This is a genomic window from Haloarchaeobius pelagicus (genome assembly GCF_051207375.1).
In the GTDB taxonomy this organism is placed as follows: domain Archaea; phylum Halobacteriota; class Halobacteria; order Halobacteriales; family Natrialbaceae; genus Haloarchaeobius.
This window is the reverse complement of the sequence record NZ_JBPJZD010000003.1, coordinates 324,488-349,423: the sequence shown is the minus strand read 5'-3', so window position 1 is coordinate 349,423 and position 24,936 is coordinate 324,488. Positions and strand designations below refer to the sequence as shown.

At 59.2% G+C, this 24,936-nt stretch carries 24 protein-coding genes; 18 read left to right on the top strand and 6 right to left on the bottom strand.

The features are described from left to right. Positions 1 to 265 precede the first annotated feature (265 nt). Both ACSC1S_RS19745 and ACSC1S_RS19740 read left to right on the top strand, forming a co-directional pair. Positions 266 to 787, top strand: a complete 522-nt coding sequence (locus ACSC1S_RS19745; protein WP_435365807.1) for a hypothetical protein — start codon at positions 266 to 268, stop codon at positions 785 to 787. A 1,366-nt stretch (positions 788 to 2,153) separates the two neighbouring features. Continuing rightward, entirely contained in the window at positions 2,154 to 2,645 is a 492-nt protein-coding gene (locus tag ACSC1S_RS19740; protein ID WP_435365806.1) for a hypothetical protein, read from the top strand. Positions 2,646 to 2,891: 246 nt separating this feature from the next. On the opposite strand, the gene ACSC1S_RS19735 is transcribed toward ACSC1S_RS19740, so the two are convergent. Both ACSC1S_RS19735 and ACSC1S_RS19730 read right to left on the bottom strand, forming a co-directional pair. Next, the gene (locus ACSC1S_RS19735) at positions 2,892 to 3,746 is read right to left on the bottom strand and encodes a VIT1/CCC1 transporter family protein (RefSeq protein ID WP_435365805.1); all 855 of its coding nucleotides are present in this window, start codon (positions 3,744 to 3,746) and stop codon (positions 2,892 to 2,894) included. A 475-nt stretch (positions 3,747 to 4,221) separates the two neighbouring features. Continuing rightward, a complete protein-coding gene (locus ACSC1S_RS19730; RefSeq protein ID WP_435365804.1) occupies positions 4,222 to 4,395 on the bottom strand; it encodes a hypothetical protein in 174 nt (57 codons plus the stop codon). 672 nt (positions 4,396 to 5,067) lie between these two features. On the opposite strand from ACSC1S_RS19730, the gene ACSC1S_RS19725 reads away from it, so the two are divergent. Continuing rightward, positions 5,068 to 5,784 carry a single stranded DNA-binding domain-containing protein gene (locus tag ACSC1S_RS19725; RefSeq protein WP_435365803.1) on the top strand — a complete coding sequence of 239 codons (717 nt, stop codon included), beginning with the start codon at positions 5,068 to 5,070 and terminating at the stop codon, positions 5,782 to 5,784. A gap of 43 nt (positions 5,785 to 5,827) precedes the next feature. Here the strand turns inward: ACSC1S_RS19725 and ACSC1S_RS19720 are convergent, their stop codons facing one another. Then, positions 5,828 to 6,973, bottom strand: coding sequence for a Fic family protein (locus ACSC1S_RS19720; RefSeq protein WP_435365802.1), 1,146 nt, complete (start codon positions 6,971 to 6,973; stop codon positions 5,828 to 5,830). A 547-nt stretch (positions 6,974 to 7,520) separates the two neighbouring features. Between ACSC1S_RS19720 and ACSC1S_RS19715 the strand changes: the two genes are divergently transcribed. Both ACSC1S_RS19715 and ACSC1S_RS19710 read left to right on the top strand, forming a co-directional pair. After that, entirely contained in the window at positions 7,521 to 7,853 is a 333-nt protein-coding gene (locus tag ACSC1S_RS19715) for a DUF5789 family protein (RefSeq protein ID WP_435365801.1), read from the top strand. A gap of 124 nt (positions 7,854 to 7,977) precedes the next feature. Beyond that, positions 7,978 to 9,699 carry a cation:proton antiporter gene (locus ACSC1S_RS19710; RefSeq protein ID WP_435365800.1) on the top strand — a complete coding sequence of 574 codons (1,722 nt, stop codon included), beginning with the start codon at positions 7,978 to 7,980 and terminating at the stop codon, positions 9,697 to 9,699. Positions 9,700 to 9,795: 96 nt separating this feature from the next. Here the strand turns inward: ACSC1S_RS19710 and ACSC1S_RS19705 are convergent, their stop codons facing one another. Next, positions 9,796 to 10,275, bottom strand: coding sequence for a DUF7992 family protein (locus ACSC1S_RS19705; protein ID WP_435365799.1), 480 nt, complete (start codon positions 10,273 to 10,275; stop codon positions 9,796 to 9,798). Between the two features lie 304 nt (positions 10,276 to 10,579). Between ACSC1S_RS19705 and ACSC1S_RS19700 the strand changes: the two genes are divergently transcribed. Next, positions 10,580 to 10,807: a DUF1328 domain-containing protein gene (locus tag ACSC1S_RS19700; protein WP_435365798.1), complete on the top strand. Its 228-nt coding sequence runs from the start codon at positions 10,580 to 10,582 to the stop codon at positions 10,805 to 10,807. Between the two features lie 114 nt (positions 10,808 to 10,921). On the opposite strand, the gene ACSC1S_RS21840 is transcribed toward ACSC1S_RS19700, so the two are convergent. Further along, complete coding sequence (locus tag ACSC1S_RS21840; protein WP_492766638.1) at positions 10,922 to 11,080, bottom strand: VIT1/CCC1 transporter family protein; 159 nt, start codon at positions 11,078 to 11,080, stop codon at positions 10,922 to 10,924. On the opposite strand from ACSC1S_RS21840, the gene ACSC1S_RS21835 reads away from it, so the two are divergent. The 5 genes from ACSC1S_RS21835 to ACSC1S_RS19670 all read left to right on the top strand — a co-directional run bounded on the left by ACSC1S_RS21835 (position 11,012) and on the right by ACSC1S_RS19670 (position 14,103). After that, the gene (locus tag ACSC1S_RS21835; protein ID WP_492766637.1) at positions 11,012 to 11,311 is read left to right on the top strand and encodes a DUF8110 family protein; all 300 of its coding nucleotides are present in this window, start codon (positions 11,012 to 11,014) and stop codon (positions 11,309 to 11,311) included. The two genes, ACSC1S_RS21840 and ACSC1S_RS21835, sit on opposite strands and share 69 nt — an antisense overlap. 107 nt (positions 11,312 to 11,418) lie before the next feature. Beyond that, positions 11,419 to 11,979, top strand: a complete 561-nt coding sequence (locus ACSC1S_RS19685; RefSeq protein WP_435365795.1) for a diadenylate cyclase — start codon at positions 11,419 to 11,421, stop codon at positions 11,977 to 11,979. 148 nt (positions 11,980 to 12,127) lie between these two features. After that, positions 12,128 to 12,409, top strand: a complete 282-nt coding sequence (locus ACSC1S_RS19680) for a DUF7389 domain-containing protein (protein ID WP_435365794.1) — start codon at positions 12,128 to 12,130, stop codon at positions 12,407 to 12,409. Positions 12,410 to 12,610: 201 nt separating this feature from the next. After that, positions 12,611 to 13,084: a hypothetical protein gene (locus ACSC1S_RS19675; protein WP_435365793.1), complete on the top strand. Its 474-nt coding sequence runs from the start codon at positions 12,611 to 12,613 to the stop codon at positions 13,082 to 13,084. A gap of 404 nt (positions 13,085 to 13,488) precedes the next feature. Continuing rightward, entirely contained in the window at positions 13,489 to 14,103 is a 615-nt protein-coding gene (locus ACSC1S_RS19670) for a transcription initiation factor IIB (protein ID WP_435365792.1), read from the top strand. A gap of 299 nt (positions 14,104 to 14,402) precedes the next feature. On the opposite strand, the gene ACSC1S_RS19665 is transcribed toward ACSC1S_RS19670, so the two are convergent. After that, on the bottom strand, positions 14,403 to 15,860 hold the full coding sequence (locus ACSC1S_RS19665) for an ATP-binding protein (RefSeq protein WP_435365791.1): 1,458 nt from the start codon (positions 15,858 to 15,860) through the stop codon (positions 14,403 to 14,405). Between the two features lie 656 nt (positions 15,861 to 16,516). Between ACSC1S_RS19665 and ACSC1S_RS19660 the strand changes: the two genes are divergently transcribed. The 7 genes from ACSC1S_RS19660 to ACSC1S_RS19630 are packed head-to-tail and all read left to right on the top strand — an operon-like array spanning position 16,517 to position 24,765. After that, positions 16,517 to 16,762, top strand: a complete 246-nt coding sequence (locus tag ACSC1S_RS19660; RefSeq protein ID WP_435365790.1) for a hypothetical protein — start codon at positions 16,517 to 16,519, stop codon at positions 16,760 to 16,762. After that, positions 16,750 to 18,465, top strand: coding sequence for a DUF8186 domain-containing protein (locus ACSC1S_RS19655; protein WP_435365789.1), 1,716 nt, complete (start codon positions 16,750 to 16,752; stop codon positions 18,463 to 18,465). The genes ACSC1S_RS19660 and ACSC1S_RS19655 overlap by 13 nt, the downstream gene beginning before the upstream one ends. Then, complete coding sequence (locus tag ACSC1S_RS19650; protein WP_435365788.1) at positions 18,462 to 19,343, top strand: hypothetical protein; 882 nt, start codon at positions 18,462 to 18,464, stop codon at positions 19,341 to 19,343. The genes ACSC1S_RS19655 and ACSC1S_RS19650 overlap by 4 nt, the downstream gene beginning before the upstream one ends. Then, positions 19,331 to 20,560, top strand: a complete 1,230-nt coding sequence (locus tag ACSC1S_RS19645) for a TrbL/VirB6 family protein (RefSeq protein WP_435365787.1) — start codon at positions 19,331 to 19,333, stop codon at positions 20,558 to 20,560. Before ACSC1S_RS19650 ends, ACSC1S_RS19645 begins: the two co-directional genes overlap by 13 nt. Beyond that, a complete protein-coding gene (locus ACSC1S_RS19640) occupies positions 20,550 to 21,560 on the top strand; it encodes a TraC-like domain-containing protein (protein ID WP_435365786.1) in 1,011 nt (336 codons plus the stop codon). Before ACSC1S_RS19645 ends, ACSC1S_RS19640 begins: the two co-directional genes overlap by 11 nt. Continuing rightward, a complete protein-coding gene (locus ACSC1S_RS19635) occupies positions 21,557 to 23,599 on the top strand; it encodes a VirB4 family type IV secretion system protein (protein ID WP_435365785.1) in 2,043 nt (680 codons plus the stop codon). Before ACSC1S_RS19640 ends, ACSC1S_RS19635 begins: the two co-directional genes overlap by 4 nt. After that, positions 23,596 to 24,765 carry a phage NrS-1 polymerase family protein gene (locus ACSC1S_RS19630; protein ID WP_435365784.1) on the top strand — a complete coding sequence of 390 codons (1,170 nt, stop codon included), beginning with the start codon at positions 23,596 to 23,598 and terminating at the stop codon, positions 24,763 to 24,765. The genes ACSC1S_RS19635 and ACSC1S_RS19630 overlap by 4 nt, the downstream gene beginning before the upstream one ends. The last annotated feature ends 171 nt before the right edge of the window (positions 24,766 to 24,936 follow it).

Here is a 24,936-nt window from a genome sequence, read left to right as displayed (position 1 = left end):
ACTGGGCGTCCAGATATGATTTTTGGGGTGTTGGTGAACGCACGCTCTGTATCTCGTACACCTCTATTGACGGCTGTCGAGCAGTTCATCGAGGGTATGCTAAATTCAGGGGGCAGATGTAGCCAACACGTGCGTTAGCTGGGTCGGGAATCTTGCCGTACAGGTCAGTGACCTACGACTGAATCCGTGGGCTTCCTCCTTCCAATCATGTGAATGATTTCAAGCATGTATGAAGACTTATGCCCCGGGTATCGGTTTCGCTGGTATGCAGCAGTCTCGACGTGCGTTTGTGACAGCCATTGCAGGGATAGCCGGTGGCTGTCTCAGTTCTCGCGACCCTTCTCGAACGACAGCAGCGCCCGACTCAGACGCCGACGGAGTTCCTGATCGCGTCGACGACTATCCAACGGATGACCGCAGGGCGTTTGAGGAATTTCGCGCTGAGGGTACTCCAACGCTTCATCCGGGGCAGTTCTCGGCTATCGCACTCACGAACTCGCCAGAGGCCAGCGGCGATGTCTTGCACTACGACATCGCTGTGGAGGGTGACACGAAAATCGATTGCCTCGTCTTTGAACGAGAGGCATACGATGCCTACGTGGACGGTGCCCGCGACGTCTCCATCGTCACTGAATACAGTCGAATCGGGGTTACCGAGACGACTCTCACGAAGACACTCGATGAAGGCGAGTATCTCTTCTCACTGGATTACACCGACCTACTCACCGAACCCCGAGAGCAGAGCGTCACCGTCAGCCGCTTGCTCACGCTTGCTGACCAGCCCTGATGATGGAGCTAGCTGGTACAGGCCCATTGACGACGGCTCTCTGTGGTTCCAGCTGGAGTAATCGGACTCGATTGTTACTGGATTCTTTGTATGCAGCACGCTGGTTGTGCCAGAATCCGAGCAGGTTCCACCGATTGTGCTGCATACAGAGGTCTCGGTCTATCGTAATTCTCTATCTGGTTGCCGCTGCAATTCCAAGTACCACGAAAGCGGCAGCTACCATCGCCATTAGCCCCAGTATCCCCCAGATCCCCCCGATACTAAGTGCTACTATCGCTCCGACAACGGCGATTAATCCTGCGAGAAAAACGGCAACGCGAAATCGGAGATAGGTTCCAATAAGTCGGGTATTCCATAGAAATCGGAGGGGACCAGCCATATCAGGAAATAATCTCGCCTCAACAAATAGACTTTGTCACATACGCACCTCTCGGTCTGTCGGCGTATTCAGCGAACAGGCCCTGAAACAAACGAACGCCGGGTGCTGACTGCATCCTCTGTATGCAGCACGTCGCTTCTGACACTGTTTGAATAGATCCTGGTGCCTCTGCTGCATACACAGCGCGAGTCGGTCACGGATAGACTGCCTCTGGCAGGCAATCCAAAAATGGCTGACATACCCCAAATGATTCATCGTAGTACGCAGTTCGTGCGCCTATGAAACGTCGGACGGTATTAGCCTCATTCGGGACAAGTGTGGTCGCAATTTCTGGGTGTACTGTCCTTGGTTCAGAGGATTCCGATCCAGGGTACCTCAATCAGGAGCCGATAGTTTTCTACCGAGACGATCTGAGACTTTCACTCACCGATCGCCCTGTCCATCTGGGGGACACCATCGAGTTCGAAGTCACGAATACCAGCGATTCGTCCGTCTCCCTGGGATGTAAGAACCCATGGGCACTCCAATACCAGACCAGCGAGGGGTGGAAGCACTTAACATGGACGGGGGATCGGTTCTACCAACTCTGCCTGACTCAACTCGGAGCTGGGAAGTCACTCACTGAGCAAATCACACTCTCGGAGCAGGCACTAGAAGCCGACGCATCCAACCTCCAGCGACCATTGACACAGGGGGCATACCGCTTCGTCCTGATAGGGTCTGCTCCACATTTAGCTCTTCAATTTAATGTCGTTGGCTAAAATCGAAGCAGGTCGAACCAATCTGGGCGCTGCTGATTTCGTCCTCTGTATGCAGCACGTCGTTACTGACAGCTCGCTGGTCCTTGGTCGGGGCCGTGCTGAATAGATTACGCGACTCGGGTACCGACCACTGGTCTGCTGGGAATCGGCTGGTTCGGTTGATTCAGAGGGCTGGGTCTGTCAGTGCAGGGTATCTATTTGGCAGACGCCTGTGAAATCAGGCACAATGCCCTCCAGAGATATTTCGGCAACATTCCAGTCGAGGATTCAGGGTTATCTGAGGTTGCGTGTGGTGGCAGTCTGGAGCGTACTCACGTTCCTGATTGTAGCCTACGCGTACATCGTGGTGATGCCCGGTTATGCGAGGGAGGGACTGCTGGGTAGAGAGATGGTCTTCCCACTTCCGCTGGCGCTTCTTGGCCTCGTTGTTGGCGGTCTCGTGTTCGCTGCGTGGTGCCGTCAGCCTCTGTATGCGGTGGGTAGTATGGTGTTTCTTGGATTGGCGGTGGTGCCGTTCCCGCAAGCGTGTCTTGGAGTTGGATGCACCGGTGTCGAGCGTCTTCACGTGTTCTTTGACTGGTCGATGTTCGGTCCCGCAGTAAGTGCCTCATTCGACACAGGGCGGTGTGCGTTTATCTGTCCGTATCAGGTGTCTCTTCTGCCACTGGTTGTCGGCTATGTTCTTGTCGGTGAGATGTTGTCTCCCGCAGCCCAGTGACGACTCGCTCTGACTCACTCGCACTCTCGGTCTGTCGGCGTATTCAGCAACTCGAAACCGAAACAAACGAGAGTCGCTTGCTGACTGCATCCTCTGTATCTCGCACACTACTCCTGGCAGCTCTCGAGCAGGACGTTCAATCGATGCTGCATCCAACGCGCGTCCGCTGCAATCGTGAAGGCACCTCGTCGGTAGGGGCGCAGACCGAGACATGCGTCAGTCCCTGCGACTAGTGTACGATACCGCTCACCCGACGAGCGTCACTCCGATGAGCGTCCCAACGCCGTACGTGAGTATCGCAGCGGCGAGCCCGATGCCGACCTGTCTGAATCCCGAATACAGGACGCTTCGCCCCGTCAGTAGCGTGATGCCCGCGCCGATCACGAAGAGTGCGAGCGCACTCAGCAACAGACTCACTCCGATCGCTGTGACGCCGGTGAGGAGGAAGAACGGAAGCACAGGGACGATCGCCCCGAGTGCGAAGAGGACAAACGACGTGGCCGCAGCTTCCCATGCCGAGCCGCCGAGTTCCTCAGGATTGATTCCGAGTTCTTCGCGCGCCAGCGTATCGAGGGCCGTTGCCTCGTCACGTATGAGGCGTGCAGCCAGTGATTCAGCCTTGTCCTTCGGAAGTCCTTTCGCCTCGTAGATGAGCGCTAACTCTCGTTCTTCCTCTTCTGGGATCTCGGTGAGTTCTTCGGCCTCGACATCGATCTGGCGCTGGTAGAGTTCTCGCGAACTCTGGACCGAGAGCCATTCTCCCATCGCCATCGACCCCGCACCCGCAATGAGTCCAGCGAGCCCCGTTATCAGAATCGCCCCTGATTCGAGGGCAGCGCCAGCGACACCCATGACGAGACTGAGGTTGGAGACGAGACCGTCGTTTGCGCCGAGCACCGCTGCACGGAGTGCATTGCCGCTCGTGGCGCGATGCCGTCCCTCTAACCGGGCAAGGACGCTTCCTTCGACTCCTCGCCCTGGTACCTCCGCGATGGTCGCCAATAGCCGGTCGTGGGACCGTTCGTCTGCGGGCAATCCAGTCTCCTTCGCTTCGGGCTGTGTCGCGTATCCCCGACCGCCCGCGACTTCCCCCGTTCGCATCGTTGAGAGCACGATTCCCGGCCCGAAACGCCGCGCCAACCACGCCAACGTTCTGGCGCGAATGGTTGGGTTAGGGCTCGATGCGTCCGCACCAGATTCGGCGAGTTTCTCTGCCCAGAACTCTGCGTGTTGGACCTCTGTCTCGGCTAATCGCTGATAAACTCCGGTCAGTTGGGGGTGCGGTTCTGCTTCCGCCATCGCACGATACACGGTCGCACTATCGACTTCGTCTTGCTGATTTTGGCGATAGCGCGCGATGGCATCTTCCTTCCCCATTGGTATTACTGACGCGATAAAGTGTCATAAAGTAGTGCCGAGCGGACCTCTCTCGACGAACACCCTCTGTATACAGCACGCATCTTCTAACAGAATTCGAGGGAGTTACTGCGGTCGTGCTGCATACAGGGCGCGAGTCGGTCACGAACCAATCGTCATCTGGTGGGGAGTAACGTGAGAGACACAGAGAATGAGTTCTTCACCGATTAACCCCGAGTCCCACTACAACAGTTCCAGCTACTACAAGGAGGATTCCAACCCCAAGAAGGGCTCCCAATCCCTCGATTGTCCCAAGAACTGCAAAGAAAATCGCAATCAGTGTCATCTGAGTCCCTGCAAATACGGCTTTCAGATTTAGTTCGTCTCTGCTCATGTGAACAGAAATTCACGAAGAAGGTAAATCAATTCTGTTACGAAGAGTGGCGGATTGCTGACTGCATCCTCTGTATGCACCAGGCCCCTTCTGACAGGGTTCGGAGGAGTTTCTGCGGTCATGCTGAAACCGGCCCCTGTGTGTGTCGACCAACTCCAGATATACTCTCTCTGGCTCTCTCCGCCGACCCGGCCCGCTCGCTCGCCGGCCAGCTCGTCCGTCGACCGCTCCCCTCGTCGGGTCCAGCGGGTTAGTCCCCCGGTCCTGCGCCCTGCGGTGCTCGGACACGGTGGACTAACTCCACTGGCCGCGCTCGACGGCCGGGCCTGGCGCGCGTGCTGGAAATTTTGCACCTGATCCCGCGCGCCGCTCGCGCCCCCAGGGGGCACGAGCGAAGGCGCAAGCGGCGCGCGGAGACGAGTCTCGGTGTTGTGTGTCGATGAAAACCGCGATGTAAGGGTCGCGGTGTCGGGCGTTGCGAGAACGCCTTCGGAGTAGGAAACTCCAATGTCAAGCAAGAACGCACTCGGCAATGAAGGTACGGAAACGGTACTGGCAACTGAACAGTCGGCGCTGGACGCGTGGGCGGCGGCGGAATCGGAGAGAGCGTGGGAGACGGAGACCCCAGAACTGCAGGCAACGTATGCACAGGAGCGGGCGGCACGGGTCGACGTGACCTACGAGGAGAGACGGGGACTGACGCTGGAGGCCGAGGAACGGCTGGCAGCGCGGGAGTGGGAGATCGAACGGACGAGAACCCGGTACGACCGGGAACAGCACTCGGACCGGGAGGCGAGAACTTCGAAATCGGTTGCGACGGGGAGCATCGCGAAGAGAGCAGACTTCCAGGCGCGCGCGGCGTGTGTGGACGAGCGGTTGGATAAGACGAAAGCGGACCCGAGAGAACGGGTGTCGAAATCGAAATTGGGAGTCATCAACCAGCAGGCGGCGCGCATCCATGGAGAGTACGGAAAGTCGTCGCGGGCGGCACTCTCTCGTGAACTGGCCGAGCACGTAGTCGCAGGCAAAGACGTGTTGAGCAGCGCGGTGGCGGTGATGGAGGCGGAACGGACGCGGCGCGGGACGGTCGTACCGATATCGGCGGTCGGGGACGTGAACAGTAGCGAGGTGAGCATTTCGGGAACGGTGCAGACGCTGTGGGAACCGTCGTGTTCTCAGATTCAACAGGTGGGCCTCGTCGAGGATGAGAGCGGCGTGGTGAAGGTGACGGTCTGGAAGCGGTCGCGCCAACCCCTGTTCGCGGAAGGCGATGTGGTCCGTATTCATGCGGCGGCGAAGAGCTGGTACGAGGGTCGGTGCGGCCTGGCACTGACGGGCTGGTCGCGCGTGACCTTCCCCGAGCGCGGGCGGTGGTGGACGAGCGAGTAGTCGACACCAGCGGTCCGTTCTTTTTGCCTCCAAAATTCGAGAACTATCCGAGGATGGCGAACACGTCGACTGCTTTGTACTCTTTCCCGCGTTCTTTGCCAGTCACCTCCTCGATGAGGCCATCTGATTCGAGGTCGTCGACGACCTTGTAGGCAGTCCGACGTGAGACGTCGAGATACTCCACGAGATCTGGTGCCGTGAAGTACGGATACTGGAGTAACTGCCGCGCGAACGTGTCCGTAGTCGTGCTGCCTGGGTACTCCCTTTCGTACCGCTCTTGGAGTTCTCGGAGCCGATGGGTCCGGTCGTACGACGTCTCGGCTTGGCTTCGGAGTCCGTCGAGGAAGAACGTGAGCCACTCGTCCCATGCACCGTCTTCACTCACTGCACGCATCCGCTCGACGTACTCGACCTTGTGCCGATTGAAGAACGCACTCGGATAGATGTACGGACTTTCGAGGTACCCCTCGCTCGTCAAATACAGGATGATGAGGAGTCGACCGAGTCGACCGTTTCCATCCGAGAACGGGTGAACCGTCTCGAAGAAGTAGTGGATGATGGCGGCGTCGACGAGCGGATGGTACTGGCCACCCATCTGGATGTACGACTCAAGAGACTGCATGAGTCCGTTGAGGCCCTCCGGAGTCGGTGGGACGAACGGACGCTGACCTGGCTGTGGGCTCGGTAGATGGACCATGTGGTCACGGAAGTCACCGACGATGTCTCCCTCGTTCCGGACATCCTCGAGCAGCAGTGAATGGAGTTCTTTGATGAACGAGAGCGTAATCGACGCTCCCTTCTCAATTCTGTCGAGGCCATACGTGAGTGCGGTCTCGTAGTTGAGTGCTTCTTTCAGGTCTTTCTCGATGCCCGTGCCAGCTTCGCCTTCGGGGTGTTTTGTGTGATACGCCTCGACGTCTTGGTACGCGACGTCTGCACCTTCGATACGTGCGGATTCGACAGCCTCGATACGAATGAGAGAGGTGTACAGTACTGCGGAGAAGTCGACCGTCGAGCTGATACCGTCAACACGACCGATCTGATACGCGGTGTCAGCCACGAGCTCGTGCGTCTGTTCGGAGAGCTCGAGCGTCGGCTCTACCGGCAGGGGCTCTGGCGAATAATAGGGGTTGGGATGGTAGGGGACGTATTTCCCCGGTGCACTGTCCGGGAGCTCTTTGGTGGGCATTTCCTATGGTTCTACTATCTGCTTCTCTTGGTATAGTTGTTTTTATAGTTGGTATACGGAAGGCTTCTGTACGCTATCTCGTGAAAAGATACACCAGAATAGTATACTTGCGAACCCCGATATGGGTTCTCCGTATACTGGTTATATAAGTCGATATACTAATGGTGGTTGTCTCCAGGACTGCTGTGTCTTGTCGGTGCCTCTATTGCACGTGTAAGGCGGAAGTCCACGGCTTCAGTCGTGGGTCGGTGACTAGAGCCCACCATTCGGGTCGATTTTTCTGTCACGCGAATGGAAACTGGTGTATGGATCCCTTTCAGCGGATTACGAACATACGAAATTCTGGGTCTCGCGCACCTCTTCGCAGGCGGATCGTCTGCAATGCCGTTGGTCATCAAATCTCGATGAACCGCCTCGGGGTCAAACCCCGGGGTACTCGCGTTGTTTTTCTGAATACAAGGAGGAAGTCAACCTCTTCAGGGATGGCACGACCCCGACACCGGCGTGCGTCCACACAGTTATCCGAACCGGGCGCCTACTATTAGGGATGTCAAACAACAAACGAGGCCGATACGAGAACGCAGGCGACGACCACCGAAAACGGCCAGAACGAGCGGAAGAGAGGGTACGTGACCGCGTCCATGAAGCCCGTGCGATGGACGGTGACCCTGGAGGACGCCTTGGTGCCCTCGATGAGGCACTCGAGACCCACAGCTATCCAACCACGACAGACGAACTGGTCGAGGCTTATGGGGACTACGAGATCGAAACGCAGGACGGATTAGAATCCTTCGAAGACGTGCTTTCCCGAACCGAAAACCAGACCTACGACTCTGCCGATGACGTTCGAAGCAGAATACTGGGATTGGTACATCGCTAATCCTGGAGTCTCAACATCCACTCTCGCCCGGCTTCTCTCTATCTACAGATAAACAAGGCGAGTGCCTCGGGGCTTGACCCCGAGGCGGTTCACACTTAATTACCTGACTCCCGTCTATCAGACTATGGCTGCTGGCGTCGAGACGTTACTGCTTGAGGTGTTGCCCGTGTTCATTATCGCGGCGGCAGTCGGGATTTTCGTCACAAAGGTCTGGGAGTTTCCCTACACGATTGCACTCTTGCTGGCCGGACTTGCCGTCTCGATACTGGGGGTGGTCACTGACCTGGTCACCATCGACATTCGACTCTCTCACGACATCATCTTCCTCGTTCTGCTCCCACCACTCCTGTTCGAGGGGGCAGCTACCACGGATCTGGCGCAGTTCAGGCGGCACTTCAACCCCATTCTCGCACTGTCGACCGCTGGCCTTCTCGTCTCTATTGGTCTCCTTGGTGCTCTCGGCCAGTACGTATTCGGTTACTCCCTACTGGTCTCGCTTCTCTTCGCCGCAATGGTTCTCCCGACAGATCCCGTGTCAGTACTCGCACTGTTCGATGAACTTGGGGTCCCGGACCGCCTCGCCGTCGTCGTCGAGGGCGAGAGTCTGCTGAACGACGGTGTTGGTGTCGTCGTCTTCACCGCCCTGCTCGCACTCGTTGCGGAGGGTGCGACTGCGGTCGACCTCCTCTCGATTACAGGGCTGGGGACGCTCATCCTGGAGATGGTGTTCGTGAGTCTCGGTGGTGCGCTGGTCGGATACGTTACCGGCTACGCGGTGTACAGCGTGATGCGAAACCTGGACGAGCACATGACCGAGGTCGTTCTCACGCTCATACTCGTCTACGGCTCGTTCCTCCTCGCCGAGCACTACCTACACGTCTCGGGCGTCATCGCCACGGTCGTCGCGGGACTGTTCATGGGAAACCGTGGGGCTGAGGAGGCGATGAGTCCCCAGACGAAGATTTCGATATTCACCAGTCTCGCGACGATGGCGTTTCTCGTGAACACGTTCATCTTCGTGATGATCGGCGTCACGACCCCGATCGATCAACTCGTCGCGCACGCAGACCTCATTCTGATGGCTATTCCGCTGGTGGTGCTCGTGCGAGCGCTCGCCGTCTATTCTGTTACCGCCTTCACGAACCGACTCTCGCTGTCCTCGATTTCGACCCAGTATCAGCACGTCATCGTCTGGGGCGGGCTCCATGGGTCGATTCCCATCGCGCTGGTCCTGGGTCTCCGTCCGGACCTGTACCCCGCACTGCCGGTTGCGGAACTCCGTGCGATGGTCTTTGGCGTCGCCGCCTTCTCGCTGATTATTCAGGGCCTGACGATGCCGACGCTTCTTGATGGACTCGGTGTCGTCACTCGCTCAGAAGCCGAGGAGGTGTATGAACTCCTGCGTGGACGGGCACGAGCCGTAGACGCTGCACTCGCTGCCGTCGAGAAGCTCCACAGTGATGGTGAGGTCCCGACGGCCATGTACGAGGCGTTCACGAGGGAGTACGGACGTGAGCAGGAGCAGCTTCGAACAGTCATCCCGGAACTTCTCGCTGCCTACCCGGAGGTGGGGCTCGAGGAGGTCATGATGGGCGAGCGACGCGTCTTGCAGGAGGAGAAAAGTGCCGTGCTCGACGCGATTCGAACCGGTGTCGTCAGCGACGATGTCGGTGAGCGTCTCCTGGAGGAGATAAACTTCAAGCTCGATCGAGTCGCGGCGGGCGAGTCGACCGTGATGGACGGGTGGGAGGGGTACGACGAGGTCTGGCGCGAGCGCGTCCGGGAGTTGGGGCTTTCGGTCGACGAGCCCGACGGAGATGCAGACAAAGCGGCTAGAGAGGAATAACGGTCGCTCGTCGTCTGCCCGAATGCGCTCAATAGATCCTCCGGTGTCGGAAGACTCGGTTACCGACGGTTGGCGTCGGGATGTGACCTGCTCCGATTACGATTCGTCACGGGACTCGTACGTGTTTTCGGATGTGTCGTCGGCGAAGAAGCCGAACATCTCGTCGTCACGCAGAAGGTAGTCGTTTTCGAGCATCTCCGAGACTACCCGGCCGAGGGTGTCGAGTTCCAACTCGATATCTTCCACGGTTCTAGCGTCGAGTTTCTCACGAGCCGCTTGCGGGAGCGTGGGTGACTGGTAGCCGACCTCGTCCGTCGTGGCGTCCCAGTAGAAGTCGAAGTCGTTGATAAGTTCGTATTCCATGACCACCTCGAAGGTGTCCACGGTCAGCCCAGTCTGGGCCGCCCACTCCTCGAAGGCATCGTTCCACGCGCCGCTCGACAGGATCGACGCGATCTCTTCCCGGCGATAGTCGTCTTCTGGGTTAGTGACTGGATTATCGATCGCTTCGTACTCACCCCTGGGCTGTGGCCCGTGGAGCGATGGCGAGTCCGGGATCGAAACGTCGAGAGCCATACCGAATATTGGCTATTCGAAAGCAAATACGCTCCGCCTGTCGCACCGGTTGACGGCGGAAACTGCCAGCCTGACAGTCGTATCGGTGCTGCCAATCTCCTGGGGTGAATTCTCGAGCCACATGTTTCTACCGTCGAGGCGTGTTCGGTTCGGGTGGCGTGGCCCGCGCCAGAGCAGCTCAGGGGGTTTGTTGGAGGATGGCGCGTTGAGTGCGCTCAGATGTCTATCGGATACTGTGTCAATAATTTGCCGGGATGGCCAAATCAAGGTCGTCGTTACATCGAACGATGGCGTATACGTATACATGACTAAACGTCTCGCATCCACGGTGGCGATGATAGATTCGAATCATGTTCTACAGCCGCTCCAGTTTGGGTCCGGCCAGTTCGTCGAGCTCGCAATCCTCTTCTTTATTCTCGCAATCGTCGCTGCAGTCCTTGGCGTACGTGGCGTTGCCGGGGTGAGCATGGACATCGCGAAGTGGCTCATCATCATCTTCATCGTGTTGGCGATTCTCTCGGTAGTGCTCTGAGCGCCGCGGCGTTCACAGAGACGCAAGGCGGAAGTCCACGGCTTTCGTCAGCACCGAGGCAGTGGCTCGCGGGCAGAGACCGTTCCTGTGGATGCCTTGAACGTGCCAATCTCTTCATCCGGCGAGAGAGACCCCGATAAGCGTCCCAACCCCGTAGGTCAGCCCTGCAGCGGCAAGCCCAGTCACGACCTGTCTCGTGCCAGAATAGAGTACACTTCGTCCAGTGAGTACCGTGATCGCCGCTCCCACTCCAAACAGTGCAACTGTACTCAACAGAAGACTCGCCCCTACAGCAGAGAACCCAGAAAGCGCGAAGTACGGGATTACTACTATGACAAAATCTATCCCCTTGGCCGCTTGCTGGAGATGCCCGAGAAGGAGGAACTCCCGTTCTATGACGCAACGGAACACGAGACCCTGACCGAAGACGAACGGGTCCAACGCTATCGGGCATGGAGCGAGTACCGGGAGAACCTCCGCACGGGGACGAGGCCAAGAGACTGATACCTCGTGCGAGCGCAATCCTGCGTCTCCGAGTGCGGGTCAAGCGGACAACGACAGGCGGAGAACTCAAACTGGTTCTCCGCCTAGATGAACCAAGCGGTCAGATAATGATTACAGGACCCAATGTCGGTCAGGCGGAATACGCGACTCTCCCAGAAACAATCGATATTCTTCGATATAGTGCTGAGAGTTTGAGTCTGAACTTCACCCGATGGGATGAACGATACGTGACCGGACCGAGTCTCTATTTCATCATCGTCGCAGACATCGATTTCGGCGAGTACACCGACCCGTTAGGAGACAATACATGGCCCGTCAAGCACTGTCCAGCAGTCACGATCTCATCTGACGAGTTCATCAATGCTGCCCGCAACGTGGCGTTCAGCTGCGATGGGGCGGTCGTGATTGCTGCAGACCGAACGATACAGGAACAGCTGGTTCGTGTTCGAAGCCCGAGTGCTACCGAACCAACCGAAGAGCCACCCATTGCGTCTGCCAATTGGATGGGGACCAAGCATCTCAGTGCGCTCGAGATCTCTCTCCGCGAAGAGGTCCTTGCCGCGGTGACACTCAGTGAAGAGAACGGGCGTGTGACAACCTTTCGAGACGGGGAATACAGCGATTTCCAACGTGACGAACTCGGGGGACGGTGGCGCATCAAAAGATAAACGTGGGTATCTTCGAAGCGGCCTATCGGCTTGAGATGACGACGAACCCGTACGATCCGAACCGGTAGAGTTGCTCCTGTAGGAAGATCGGTCTGGCCCTTCCACACGGTATTCTATCCCTCCCTCAGGAGTGAGGGAGATTCCTCAGATGGAAACCAATACAGACCCACCGCACGACGACGACGATCAGCACAGCCTACCAGACGATTTCGAGACGACCGAGCACATCTACCGAACCGACACGGGGGCATCGATCAAGCTCACGATGACCCGGGGAACCGGGACTCGTGACCAGGAGCGCCTCGAAGGGACGGTGAAAGCACCGACCGTCGAGCAGGCGAAAGCAGACATCGACGAACTGTTCCCGAAGCTGTGCCGCCTCGCCGAAGCCGCACGAGCGTTCGACCCGAGCATCGACATCAGCGAGTAAGCATCCTCCCACAACCTATGCCACTATCCATGCGAATCCGATAGCCACGAACAGTTCGAACGACGCCACCTCTGCCGAGACCGTGACCGTAGCGATGCGCTCCAGACGTATCTCGACGATTGGTGACTAACCTGAATCAGTATCAGTTATCGATTTTATCGGCCCCAGGGCGGTGAGGCGCGTCACGTGCCTCCTAAACCAATGTCGATAGAATTCCAGACCGCAGAGACGCACCGCAGAACCGACGCACACGAACATTTGCTCGTTCGCGTAACCGAACGAGCCACCACGAAAGGAACGCAGACTCATGACCGGACCTACGTCAGGTGTCGTGCCTGTGGCCAGGAACGGCTGTCAGAGCGGGAGTTCTCGAAGTCGTGTGGCGCAATAACCCTCCCAGGGCTACTGACCAGCACTGGCTACGAGATCGACGACCCGCGGACCCGTCGCGCGCTCACCGAAGAGATGGTGGTTGCGTTCGGCGACATCGGCCCAAGGTACGAGGTGCACAGCCAGTCCGGACGAACGTACACGGTGGACCTCGAATCGAAGACATGCTCCTGCCCTGACGCCGAGAAGAGAGCGCCCAAGGGTGGGTGCAAGCACTACCGGCGCGTCCTGTTCGCCTGCGAAGCTGGAGTGGTTCCTGGGCCCGAAGGCGTCTTTGTCAGGTGATGAACCTCGAAGAGTCGGACGAGAGAGGCCGGCCCAGATGGCTCGTTTTGCGGGTCGTGCTGTAGAGCGATTGTATCGGCCCACTGGGGGTGCGGGGCGTTCGCCCCGTTTCGACCATGTCGTCAGAACGAACTCGACCAGCGACGGCTAGAACCGACTCCCGACCGACTCGATGCAACGAATGCGGTGGCCGACTCACCCGTGAGGCAGCAGAGACGAGCTGTCGTGACTGTGGCCTCATCGTCGACGGACCAGCCTTCGAACCGGGCATCACCCAATTCGAGCATACGGGTGCCCCGCTTACAGCGACGAGGCACGACCGCGGGCTCTCAACCGCGATCTGGGTGACCAGGGACTCGAAGGGGAACCAACTCTCGGCCCGTGAGCGACGGCGTGTCTACCGGATGCAACGCGAGCATCACCGTGGCCGCTGGCGGTCGACGGCCGAACAGAACCTCTCCCGTGGCTGTCGCGAGGTGTCGCGACTGAGTGGGATGCTCGACCTCTCTCGTACTGTCCGCGAGGAAGCGTCGACCCTGTTCCGTGCCGCCCAGACGGCAGACCTGCTTCTCGGACGGTCGGTCGAGGCGATGGCCGCGGCCTGTGTGTACGCGACGTGTCGCTGTCGTGGGCTTGGGAGAACTCGCGAGGAGGTGCGCTGCTGTGTGGAATGTCCCGCAGGCCTGGTTGATGCGTGCTATCGCGCCCTGCAGAAACAGTTCCAGCTCGATACCCAGCCGACCTCCTACGATGCCCGACTTTCGCGACTCCTCTCTGAACTCGACGTCCCGGACGACCTCTCGCGTCGCGCCCGCGAACTCGGGAGACGAGCACGGGAACAGGGACTGACGAATGGCCGGCGTCCATCCGGTATCGCGGCGGCCTGTCTGTATCTGGCGGTGCGGGAGGTGAGATACCCACTGACTCAGAAAGCCATCGCAGACGCGGCAGGGTCGACGGCCACCACGCTTCGCGCTCGGTACAGGGAACTCTCCGCAGCCGATTCTATCGCCCCCTGAGGGGTGCGGGGGCCGACATTCGCACGTCCCCGTTCACCGATGAAGACAACGACTACCGAAACATGGCGATGCAGGGCTCCCTGCGAACGAGTACCTCGCGGTTCGACTGCCACCCGTCCAGTTCCACGGATGCTGACCGATGGCGGCCGAGACGCGGATCCTGACGATTCCGAGAGTGATCTGTGCGCCTGTGCAGACCTGACTGATGAGTTTCCGTGCTGGCACTGCTATAGAACTGGCAAACGAACGTTCGAGCGCTGAAATTACTGTCACGCACTAATGAGGATATAACCTCGAGCTCAGCAGAGGAATAGGTACATCCAAGCGGGGATGTGAACGATTCTCCCATCGTGCTCTAGTACGTCGGAGTTGTTCACACAAATCCCGAATTCGAGGTCTTTCCGTTCGATAAATTGCTCCAGTCCGCGAAGGTCTCGTGACGTGGAATCGCCATTTTTCACTTCGATTGGAAGTACGTAGTCCGGTCCTTCTAGGACGAAATCAACCTCTCTTCCGTCGTCTGAATATGCAATATCTGCATTTTGTGCTTTCGAGAGATAGAACTGAAGTCTTCTGGAATGATCGCAGATGGCAGTTTCGATGATCGGACCCATCCGGTTCGGATTCTCGAGCGTTGCTTCGGTGAGGGTTCCAGCAAGAGTGTTGTATAGCCCGATGTCTTGCAGGTATATCTTCGGCAGTCCACCGGACTTGTACTCTGAACTGGTGTACTTCGGACAGCGGTTGATGAGATAGAATTCGCCCAAATAATTGAGATAAGAATCTACGGTCTGACGGCTTACCCCCGCAGTATCCGCCAGATTTGACTTGCTCACTTTGGCTTGCGTGGAGTCCACCAGTAGGTCCAAAATTTTGAGTATTTTTCTGGGCTTTTCCACGTCAAATACGTTCGCAAGGTCCCCCGTCACAGTGTTCCTGAGGTCGGTATCCAACAACTGGTAGGCTTCTTCGATCGGTTCGTTTAGAACTCCAGGATACCCACCTTTCAATAGATATTCGTCCTTTAATCGTTTTAGCTGTGGCTTCTTGGTCTCGTGCACCCCAAAGAAGCGCGCCAGTTCACCAGTCAACGCTGACACATTTCCGGTTTTGACCGCGGTCTCCAAACTACTTCGTAACTCCGTCGATTCGGTGTAGATTACGTCCTCCTCCAGCACCTCCTCGTGCCTGACGTACTCGATGAATTTCATCGGTAACATAACTCGTTCATCCATACGACCGATCAACGTGTCCCCCGCGTCACTCTTGATAAGGGTGCTAATCGACCCAGTTGCGACGAACTGTATATTGGAGAAGGTATCAGTATAATATTTCAGCGTATCTGCCCAGTCCGGTGCCTTTTGAACTTCATCGATGAACACGTAAATGGTCCCATCGACGTCCCTGAAATCTTTCTGAAGAATACTCCCCCTGAAGATCTCAATTGCTTCCTCAATAACACCCTCCGGGTCAGAGAGGATTTTACTGTTCTCGATAGTCAGATAGAGGATACGTTCCTTGGGTACGTTTGATTCGGACAGCAGTGAATCGATGAGCTGGCCACAGAGTGTCGTTTTTCCCACCTGACGAGGTCCTCTGATGGTCATAATCTGTCTAGACGACTGTAGCAGGCGCTCTCTGATTTTGAAAAAGTCCCGCCGCTTGTGGTCCGCTTTTTTCAGTGAATCAGGGACCCCCCGTCCTTCCCACCAGCCGTTCATTCGACTTAAAAGCGCGAGGAGATCTGCTTCTTGCATACTGTCTTCTCACATCCCGACTACAAGTAAGTTGTTAACTCCATTCAACAACTTCTGGTGAATCTAGGAAACTCCACTGTACAACTCTGACTCAAAGTTGCAAGTAAGAGTTTACAATATCTGATTTAGGGGCCAAAATCACCGCATCAACTCGCCCTCTCTAAATGGAACATCTTGGAACCTAATAACTCAGAGTTATATTGGGTGGCTGAAAACAGCAACCACCCATGGTACCGAACCCACGCCCTGGGAATTCATGATTCACGTGATCCACTACTGGATGTGCGGCACTCTGTTCGAGATACACTGAGCCCTCTGTCTGCAGACCTGATATACCAATAAAGATTTGTTGGTATTTCTAGACTAGGAAGTGGAATTATCCCATGCTAATCAGTTGCATACCTTTATGCTATCGCCGATTGAGGTATCCAGTGGAACTTCATCCGCTGCGGTGCCTGCGAGCTTTGTCTAGCTGTGCTTCGCTGAGAGGTGTCGTTCTTCCATAAACCATGACCGCAACTGCTGCACGATTAGCAACGGGTATCGACCGTACGAAACACGCCCTTCGCTGGGTGATCCTCGGTGGGGTTATCATCACCGTGTTCAGCATGCCTGTGCTCGCCCAGGGGAGTGGCAGCGCATTCTGCACCACCGATATGGCGGATACCATCCGCAATCTGTTCTCTGTCATCCAGTTCGGCGGTCCCCTCGTCGGGGGCTTGCTCGCGCTCGGGGCCGCAGTGGCGACGCCGATGGTTCGACGCTCCGACCTCAAGCAGGAGCTGAAAGAGGTGCGCAACCAGGGCATCGTCTGGGGTGTTATCGTCGCCCCGCTCGGGACTGTCATCATCCAGTTCCTGCTGACCAGTGTCGTCGCTGGAGGTGCGAGTTGCGCCTTCTGAGGGCACAGGTCGCACTCCTCGTCGTCACGGTTGCCCTGCTCGCAGCCGTCCAGAGTGCTGCCTCACGCCCAGAAGCACCACCGGGGCTGGACCACGGCCTCTCCAACGAGACGTTCTACCCGCTCTGGGCGGGCGACCTCGACAACCGGACGGTCGACGAGAACGCCTCGGCCTTCGAGGAACTGAGTGCCCTGACCGACATCCCGTTCGCGGCCCCACCACCGGCCGTTGAGCGGTGGAACGCCAATGACATCGAGGACTACTCCCGGACCGACCACACTGTCTCGGTCTACCCGCAGGCCGCGACGCCTCGCTCCGGACAGTTCGTCAGGGACGCACACGTGACCGTCTTCGCCGTCCAGCCGTCGACGCGGGCACACATCGCCCCGGGTGACGAACCGCTGTATGTGGCCGCAGACGGAACCGTGTTGGCGACGTTGGATTATCGGATCGCCGTCCCTGCAGCCACGAACAACTCGACGCATCGCGTCTCCTGGGCGCTGGAGCGGACGACCGTCTCGCCCGTTCGACTTCTGGTAGACGGGCAAGTCGAAGACGTGAGCCTGGGGACGAAACGACCGAGGCTGCAGTACACGCGCCTCGACGAGTACGCGGGGACCGAGCACGACCTCGTGGTCGACGTGACCATCACGGTCGCCCTCAACCGAACCGTCGAACCGCTCAATTCGTCCTGTTCACCACCGGGTGGGAGTCCAAACACGACCTGTCCGGGTGTCCCTGCGAACAACTCGACGACCGTGACGGAGTTCGTGACGGTCGACGATTCGGTAGCCGTCACCGCGTACGAACTGGTCTCGTCGGCGACGGGTGTCGAATACCCTGATGGCGACCTCGGCCTCGAGGTCAGTGCGACCCAGCCGTGGCGTGGCTACGCGACCAGCGAGGCCACCGTCGATGGTCGCTGGGCGTTCTACTCCGCTCGTGATTCACCGTGGGATACGCTGGTGGTCACGACCGCGAACAACACGACGGTCCAGAATTCCTCGGCGCTCCCGCTCCAGGTGCACGCCTATCCCGCGCCAGCATGGGGCGACCGACCTGCGACCGGAACCGGGCCGGTGCAGCTCCTCGCCGCGGATGGCGTCGAACGAGACGCACCGGAACTCCCATCCCTCGTCGAACTTCGGACCCCGAACGGAACCTACACCGTGAGCGACCGCGTCGTCGCGCGCCACGAGGCCGCGAACCTGACCCCCTCGCTCACTGTCTACGGCCTCGTCAGGGGTGTCTCGGGACAGCGAGCGCTCTCGTCCGTACAGACGAATCCACTCACCGAGAGCACGCTTCGGTTGTCTGTCGCCGAGGCGACCGAGGAGACGGTAACTCTGGAAGTTCGGCTCAACGAGACGGTGAGCGGCGCGCCCATCAGCACCGAACGCATCGGCGGCACGGTCACCGTGGATGGGAACCCGGTCGAGACGGGCATCGACGGCGTGGGCACCATCACCCTCCCGCGCAGGAACGTCTACGCGGCTGAGTACGACCCGGGGACCTGGTGGGACGATGATGCCCCGCATCTGCCTGCTGCCGACGTGCTCTACGTCGAGGGGTCACCGTTGGCAGTGATTCAACTGCTCTACAACATGGCGATCCCGCTCGGTTCAATTCTGCTCGGCATATTCATCATCGACCGCATCACCGGCTGGGGTGTCTGGCCACCGTGGCGAGGTGTCCTCCGATGACGGAGCAGTATAGCCGTCGCCGATTCCTCGCAGGTGCGAGTCTGACGGGGGCCGGGCTACTCGCCGGCTGTCTGGGCGATTCGAATTCCGGAGAGACCGAGGCTTCTGAAACTGCGACGACAACCGAGGCGCTCCCCGATGTGGTCACGGAGATCGGCTTCGATGGAATGGACCTCGTCGTCGGCCTGCAGCCTGATGCGGCAGTCTCCAAACTGAACCTCATCTCGCCCGACGGGACTGCGTTCGCCAGCAAGTCCGTTACGAGGGGAGCGACGACCGTTCGGATTCCGATTCTGGATGCTGATACTGGGTTCAACGAGCCCAAGCACTACACTCCGGGTCTGCACGAATTGGTCGTGATAACCGAGGAATCGGCCGAAAGAATCCCTGTGAGTTTGGAGCCAGATATTCAGTTAGTCAATGTTCGGGTGAACTCGGACGCGACTAACATCGAGGACCGGGGTAAGTTGGAATTCACCGTGGAGAACGTGGGGACGGGTCCGACGTGGGTTTTCGATATCACCTACGAGGACGCGCCTAACAGTCGAGCAAACATCCCACTCAACGAATATCCTGGGTTCGCTAGATTCGAGTGGCCCAACGAAACGCGTGACTTCGTCGTTGGGCCAGCCGAACAACGCTCATTTGTTGATGATTTGAACCCGCTTCGATTCCCCGGTCAGGAGTACTCAGGATGTGACCTTGGAACGTTTGAGATTCGTGCGAAAATTGGGGTTGCTAATGGAGATTTGATTGAAGCGGACATTAAGAGCGAGATTGGTGGCGCGGAGATTAATAGAAATATGTACGCGAAATACGGCTGCGACGAATCGGTCGTCGAAGTCATTGCAATCCGGAGATCCAAATGGGAGAATTAGAAGAAGTAATCGTTCGAGCGATAAAGGGACTCCTGAAAGCGCTGTTCTTCCCAGTCGAAGGGCTCGTTGAAGAGTACGGCAATAAATTGGTTTCTGCTGTTGTTGGCTCCCCTTCACCGAATGCGATTTTCACGGCTCCCACCAACAAGCCCTGGCCATCAGTGTACGACTACTACTGGGAAATAATCATCCCGCTATCATTGCTCCTCTGGGGCCTCGCGGTCGGGCTCGTCATCTTCCTCGAAGCGACGAGTCACCTCTTCAGTGGGTATCATCGGTCGAAGCTGAAGAAGCGGACTGTCACTGGGCTCCTCGGAATTCTATCGTGGTGGTGGATTGCGGGACTGTCACTGCAGTTCACCGATTCACTGGCAATCTACCTTGCCCCGGACCTCTCGGACATCAATTTGGTCGAGTCAATTTCATTCGCTGGCATCGGTGTGCTGGGGTACGCAATCTCACAGGCAGTGAATCTCACCCTCGTCATCGCAATTCTCCTGCTGTACATCGTGCGCTACGTGGCGCTTTACATGTACGTCCTGCTGATGCCCATCCTCATCGCGCTCTGGATACCGGGCGTCGGCCCGTTCGCACTCATGTCGAGGCTGATGCTCCGTCTCGCCGGGTTCTATCTCCCGTTCCTGTTCATGACGGTCCCGGTGGCACTCCTGCTCCAGTTCAGTGGACTCCTTGGCGAGAACTTCGGCCTCTCCATCCAGGGAATCAGCGCCTGGCTACTGGCGCTCATCGTACCACTGATGGCCATCATCGCGCCGCTCATCCTGTTCTGGCAGGCGGGCGCCGTGTTCGTCGCGACCCAGCGCATCGCCGGCCAGATGTCCCGTCGTCGCGCACAGCACCGAATGGCTCGAACCCGCGATACCGGGCTTGCTGCCACCCAGGGCGGCCGCAACTTCTCTCGTGGCCTTTGTGGTGACGTTGCGGTGCGACGAGATGGGCAGTACATGCTGGGCTCTGGTGGCTCTAGGGCACACGGTGCAGGGGCCCGGGTCCGTGATGCAGGCAGTCGCCTCTCGGATGCGATCACACCAGGGGGCCGGCGTGGTGGCAAGGGCGGACCCGGTGGCAGCACCCGACCTACAGATTCTCGAGACACCAGCTTCGATACACTGCGTCCCCGGGCGCTCCCACCAGCACCGAGCCCGGAGGTATCGAGCACCCACAAGACCCCGCGAGGTGACTCCGATGCCGAATGAGCAAGCGAAGCGGGTGCCGAAGTCGCTGGGAACCGAGACCAAACTCCTCGGGCAGTACACGTTGAGCGACCTCGCAGTCGGGCTAGTCCCGGCTGTGGTCGTCGTCCTCGGGACGCAGCTGTTGGTCCCACCCGGAATGACTGTCGGTGGGTTCTCGGTCGAGCTGTTGGTGCTCCCTGTGGCAGCCGTTGCAGCCCTGGTCGGTGGGGTGTTCGTCTACCTCACGCCCGCGCACACATCGAGTCTCGACTGGGTGTTCACCATGGTGGGGTTCCAGAGACGACAGAAACGCCTCCCACACGAGACTGCCCGGGAGTACACCCAGGTTCAGCAGATCGACCCGGTATCGGGTTTCATCGAGCGCACCGATGGGACTCTCGTCGGCTTGCTCAGGGTCGACCCACCCATGCTTGCGCTGGCGACGGATGAAGAGTGGGCGGCGATGGCGAATGACTTCCAGAACTTCCTGAACACGAGCGTCGCCTTCCCGATTCAGCTCTATGCGACCACACAGGCATTCCCGGTCGAAGAGTATCTCGCACACTACGAGGCTCGCCTCGGCGACCCGGACGTGCAGGCGAATCCACGGCTGGCTGCACTCATCGAGAACTACGCCGAGTGGTACGCCGCAGACCTTGATGCGCGCCAGATGACCATTCGTGACCACTACGTGGTTGTGCCGGTCGGCCCGGACGAAGTGCGCTTCGAGCGCGAGAGCCTCTCCCAGCAACTGACCACGATTCCAGTTCTCGGCGCGTTCGTTCGAGCACTCTCTGCACCACCGATCGAGGAACAGCGCACGGCCATGCACGATGCACTCGACGACCGATTGGCCCGGCTCAGGGCCGGTACCAGAGAGATGCAGGGGTGTAACGCGAGCCGCGTCTCCGCGGCTGACACGGTCGCGTTACTCGATTCGTTCTGGGGCGGGCATACCGGGACCGACCGGGAAGTTGCCCAGACGCTTCGAACGGGGCCGATGGTCCGGGGGCGACGATGATTCGACGCTGGCTCCGGAGACGACGCTCCCCCGATTCGGCTCGTGACCACACAGCCGACCGAGACGGTGCCGAGGAGTACACCGGGAGCGACCGCGGCCTGGGTGACCAATCGACGGTCCACCAGACGCTTGTCGGCCCGGACAGCCTCGAACGGCATCCGAACTCGGTTCGAACGGGCGACCGCTGGCGACGCACGCTCTGGATGGGTGAGTTCCCCGACGCACCGGTCGATGGGCTGTTCGAGTCACTCTATGCGACGCCCGAGACCCGCGAGACGGACATCTCGATGCACATCGACCCGCGCGATACGGCTCGCACGCTCGACGCCCTCGAGAACAAGATCGAAGACCTCGAGGCGGACTTCGAGTACCTCACCGAGCGCCATCGCGCTGGCGCTCGTGGCGTCCGGAAAGACCTCGAAGACTACCAGGACCTCTACGACGTGCTGCGGAACACGTCGATGGAGGCATTCGACGTCTCGATGTACCTGAGCCTCCACGGCGGGACCGAGGACGCCCTTGACGTGGACGCTGTGATGGGCGTGGCCAGGCGGTCGCCGACCAACCTGACGCCGGTCACGCCGCGGTGGCAGCAACTCGATGCCCTGATTTCGGCCAGTCCGGTCGCTGTGGACAAACTCGAGGAATCGTTCGAGACGACTACGCCGATGCTCGGCGGGGCGCTCGGTGCGATGTTCCCGTTCGTCGCGGGCTCGTTCGCAGAACCCGGCATCGAGTATGGCACCTACGCGCTCAACGAGAGCCCGCTCATCCTCGACCGGTTCGCCCGCGAGACCGGATACTGCGCGATGGTCATCGGAAAACTCGGCGCTGGCAAGTCGTTCTCGACCAAACTGCAACTCCTTCGCCGGGCGATGTACGACCCGGAGACGGTCATCGTGATGCTCGACCCACTCGAAGGCTTCGCGAGCGTGAACGACGCCCTCGGTGGGGAACGCATCACCGTAGGCGGCACCCGTGGCTTCAACCCGCTCGAACTTCGTGAGACGCCCGCGAGCGTCCTCGAATCGGTCTCGGACCTCGACCCGTGGGCGGAGCAGGTCGCGTGGGTGCTCACGTTCTTCGAGACGTTCTTCGAGCACGTGGCCGCGAACCCACTCAGAGAGCGCACCCAGACGCTCAGGCGGGCGGTCCAGGAGACCTACGAGCGCCAGGGTATCACCCGCGACCCGGCGACACACGGCCAGCCGTCGCCGACCATCACCGACCTCATCTCGGTTCTGGAAGCGATGCTGGAAGACCCCGGCTCCTTCGACTATCCGACGGAGGGCGAACAGGAGCGTGTCCGCGTCGATGCACGCTCCCTGCTGACGGACCTGCGGCCCTCGTTCCGGCCGGATGGTGACCTCGCGAACCTGGCCCGTCCCACCGAGTTCGACCTCGAGTCGCCCGTGGTCTACCTGGACCTCCACCAGGAGGAGGGCGTCCGTGGCCGTGCCCAGACGAGTCTCATGATGCAGGTGCTGTTCAACGCAGTGTACGAGCGCGCCAAGGGGACGGACAAGAACGTCGTGTTCGTCATCGACGAGGCCCACTACCTGTTCAACGACGCTACCTCGCTCGGCTTCCTCGAGACGGCGGTCAGACACAGCAGGCACTACGACCTCTCACTGCAGTTCATCACCCAGACCGGTGGCGAGTTCGCGCTGACGCCCGAGGCGAGAACCATCGCGAGCCTCTGTTCGCTCACGCTCATCCACCGGGTGAACGAGGAGGCCGACAAACTCGCCGAGTGGTTCGGTCTGAGCGAGCGCGAGGCGAACTGGGTCCGAACCGCCAAGGCCGGGAACGAAGAGGACGGCTTCTCCGAAGCACTGCTGGGTATCGACGAAGCCGGCTGGTTCCCCTTGCGGGTACGCGCCAGTCCCTACGAACGTGAGGTGCTGGCTGGGGCTCTGGAGGGGACGCCCAACAGCTCCGAACCGTCTGTCTCGCCGGGACCGTCACGGACGGTGCAGGCCAGCCTCGACCAGACGCCCACGAGCATTCCCCGAGCTGATGGAGGTGAATCGCCATGACCGTCGACACAGAGGTCATCCCGGAGGCTCTCCGCGAGTACGACCAGTGGGTCCATTGGCGGGAAGTGCTCCGGAACGGGAAACGGACCAAGCTCCCGGTCGTTCCGCGGATGAAGAAGTACGCGTCTGTCTCGGACCCGGACACGTGGACGGACTTCGAAAACGCGTGTCGCGCACTTCGTAGCAACCTCGGCCTTGGATTCGTGTTCACCGAGGACGACCCGTTTCTGGGGGTGGACCTCGACAACTGTCGGGCAGACGGCGCGCTCGATAGTCGTGCGCAGGACATCGTCGAGCGTCTCGACTCGTACACTGAGGTCAGCCCCTCTGGAACGGGTGTCCACGTGATCCTCGAGGGCTCGATTCCAGGCAGTCGCTCGCGGAAGGGGTCGGTCGAGTGCTACGACTCTGGCCGGTTCTTCACGATGACTGGGGACCGACTCGCTACCGGCTCTCCCGCGGTCGAGCCTCGGCAGGTCGCCTTCGACGCGATGTACCGGACATACGTCTCACCGCGGAAGGCACAGAAATCGAACCGGTCGGCACAACACGCCACAGGGAGCACCTCAATGGGCACGTCGACCACGCTCGACGATTCGGAGCTCCTCGAGAAGGCCCACTCTGCCGAGAACGGCCAGAAGTTCACGCGACTCTGGGGTGGGAACACGACCGGCTACGAGAGCCACTCCGAGGCCGATATGGCGCTCTGTTGCCTGCTCGCGTTCTGGACGGCCAACGACGAATCTCGAATCGACCGCCTGTTTCGCCAGTCCGGGCTCCATCGACCGAAGTGGGACGAAGTCCACTATTCGGACGGGACGACCTACGGGAAGCGGACGATAGAGCGTGCGGTCAACGTGACGAGTGAGGTGTACACGCCACCGGCCGAGGAATCTGCTGAGATCACCCCCTCGACCACCCTCGACCGGAAGACGCAGAACGAGCTGTATATGCTCGGGAAGCGTAACGAACTCCTCGAGAAACGTATCGCAGACCTCGAAGAGAACCTCGCTGAGACGCGGGAAGCCCTCGACGAAGAACGCCGAGAACGAGCCGAAGAGAGACGTAACGCAGAGCGTCGCCTCCAGAAGGAGCTTGCGACGAAACAGGCCGAGTCACGCTCGCGGCTGCAACGGTTCCTCGACAGCAAACGGCTGTGGCCCTAATTGCCCTGTCTGGTGTGCAGACGGTAGCGCCTGACGGTCCTGGAGAAAGGCCCCTCGTACCACTCGATGCGAGCGTTCTCTTTGCTGCACCTTCGCGATTGACATCCTCCCCGTCAGGCCCGAACGCCGATACTGCGCGGAACCCTGTTCCGCGAGGTCAGCGGGACCTTC

Bases quoted from the DNA above. Each gene is read 5' to 3' on its own strand.
- ACSC1S_RS19745 (WP_435365807.1), top strand. From the start codon at position 266: ATGCAGCAGTCTCGACGTGCGTTTGTGACAGCCATTGCAGGGATAGCC.
- ACSC1S_RS19740 (WP_435365806.1), top strand. From the start codon at position 2,154: ATGCCCTCCAGAGATATTTCGGCAACATTCCAGTCGAGGATTCAGGGT.
- ACSC1S_RS19735 (WP_435365805.1), bottom strand. From the start codon at position 3,746: ATGCGAACGGGGGAAGTCGCGGGCGGTCGGGGATACGCGACACAGCCC.
- ACSC1S_RS19730 (WP_435365804.1), bottom strand. From the start codon at position 4,395: ATGAGCAGAGACGAACTAAATCTGAAAGCCGTATTTGCAGGGACTCAG.
- ACSC1S_RS19720 (WP_435365802.1), bottom strand. From the start codon at position 6,973: ATGCCCACCAAAGAGCTCCCGGACAGTGCACCGGGGAAATACGTCCCC.
- ACSC1S_RS19715 (WP_435365801.1), top strand. From the start codon at position 7,521: ATGTCAAACAACAAACGAGGCCGATACGAGAACGCAGGCGACGACCAC.
- ACSC1S_RS19710 (WP_435365800.1), top strand. From the start codon at position 7,978: ATGGCTGCTGGCGTCGAGACGTTACTGCTTGAGGTGTTGCCCGTGTTC.
- ACSC1S_RS19705 (WP_435365799.1), bottom strand. From the start codon at position 10,275: ATGGCTCTCGACGTTTCGATCCCGGACTCGCCATCGCTCCACGGGCCA.
- ACSC1S_RS19700 (WP_435365798.1), top strand. From the start codon at position 10,580: ATGACTAAACGTCTCGCATCCACGGTGGCGATGATAGATTCGAATCAT.
- ACSC1S_RS19685 (WP_435365795.1), top strand. From the start codon at position 11,419: ATGATTACAGGACCCAATGTCGGTCAGGCGGAATACGCGACTCTCCCA.
- ACSC1S_RS19680 (WP_435365794.1), top strand. From the start codon at position 12,128: ATGGAAACCAATACAGACCCACCGCACGACGACGACGATCAGCACAGC.
- ACSC1S_RS19675 (WP_435365793.1), top strand. From the start codon at position 12,611: ATGTCGATAGAATTCCAGACCGCAGAGACGCACCGCAGAACCGACGCA.
- ACSC1S_RS19670 (WP_435365792.1), top strand. From the start codon at position 13,489: ATGCAACGCGAGCATCACCGTGGCCGCTGGCGGTCGACGGCCGAACAG.
- ACSC1S_RS19665 (WP_435365791.1), bottom strand. From the start codon at position 15,860: ATGCAAGAAGCAGATCTCCTCGCGCTTTTAAGTCGAATGAACGGCTGG.
- ACSC1S_RS19660 (WP_435365790.1), top strand. From the start codon at position 16,517: ATGGCGGATACCATCCGCAATCTGTTCTCTGTCATCCAGTTCGGCGGT.
- ACSC1S_RS19650 (WP_435365788.1), top strand. From the start codon at position 18,462: ATGACGGAGCAGTATAGCCGTCGCCGATTCCTCGCAGGTGCGAGTCTG.
- ACSC1S_RS19645 (WP_435365787.1), top strand. From the start codon at position 19,331: ATGGGAGAATTAGAAGAAGTAATCGTTCGAGCGATAAAGGGACTCCTG.
- ACSC1S_RS19640 (WP_435365786.1), top strand. From the start codon at position 20,550: ATGCCGAATGAGCAAGCGAAGCGGGTGCCGAAGTCGCTGGGAACCGAG.
- ACSC1S_RS19635 (WP_435365785.1), top strand. From the start codon at position 21,557: ATGATTCGACGCTGGCTCCGGAGACGACGCTCCCCCGATTCGGCTCGT.
- ACSC1S_RS19630 (WP_435365784.1), top strand. From the start codon at position 23,596: ATGACCGTCGACACAGAGGTCATCCCGGAGGCTCTCCGCGAGTACGAC.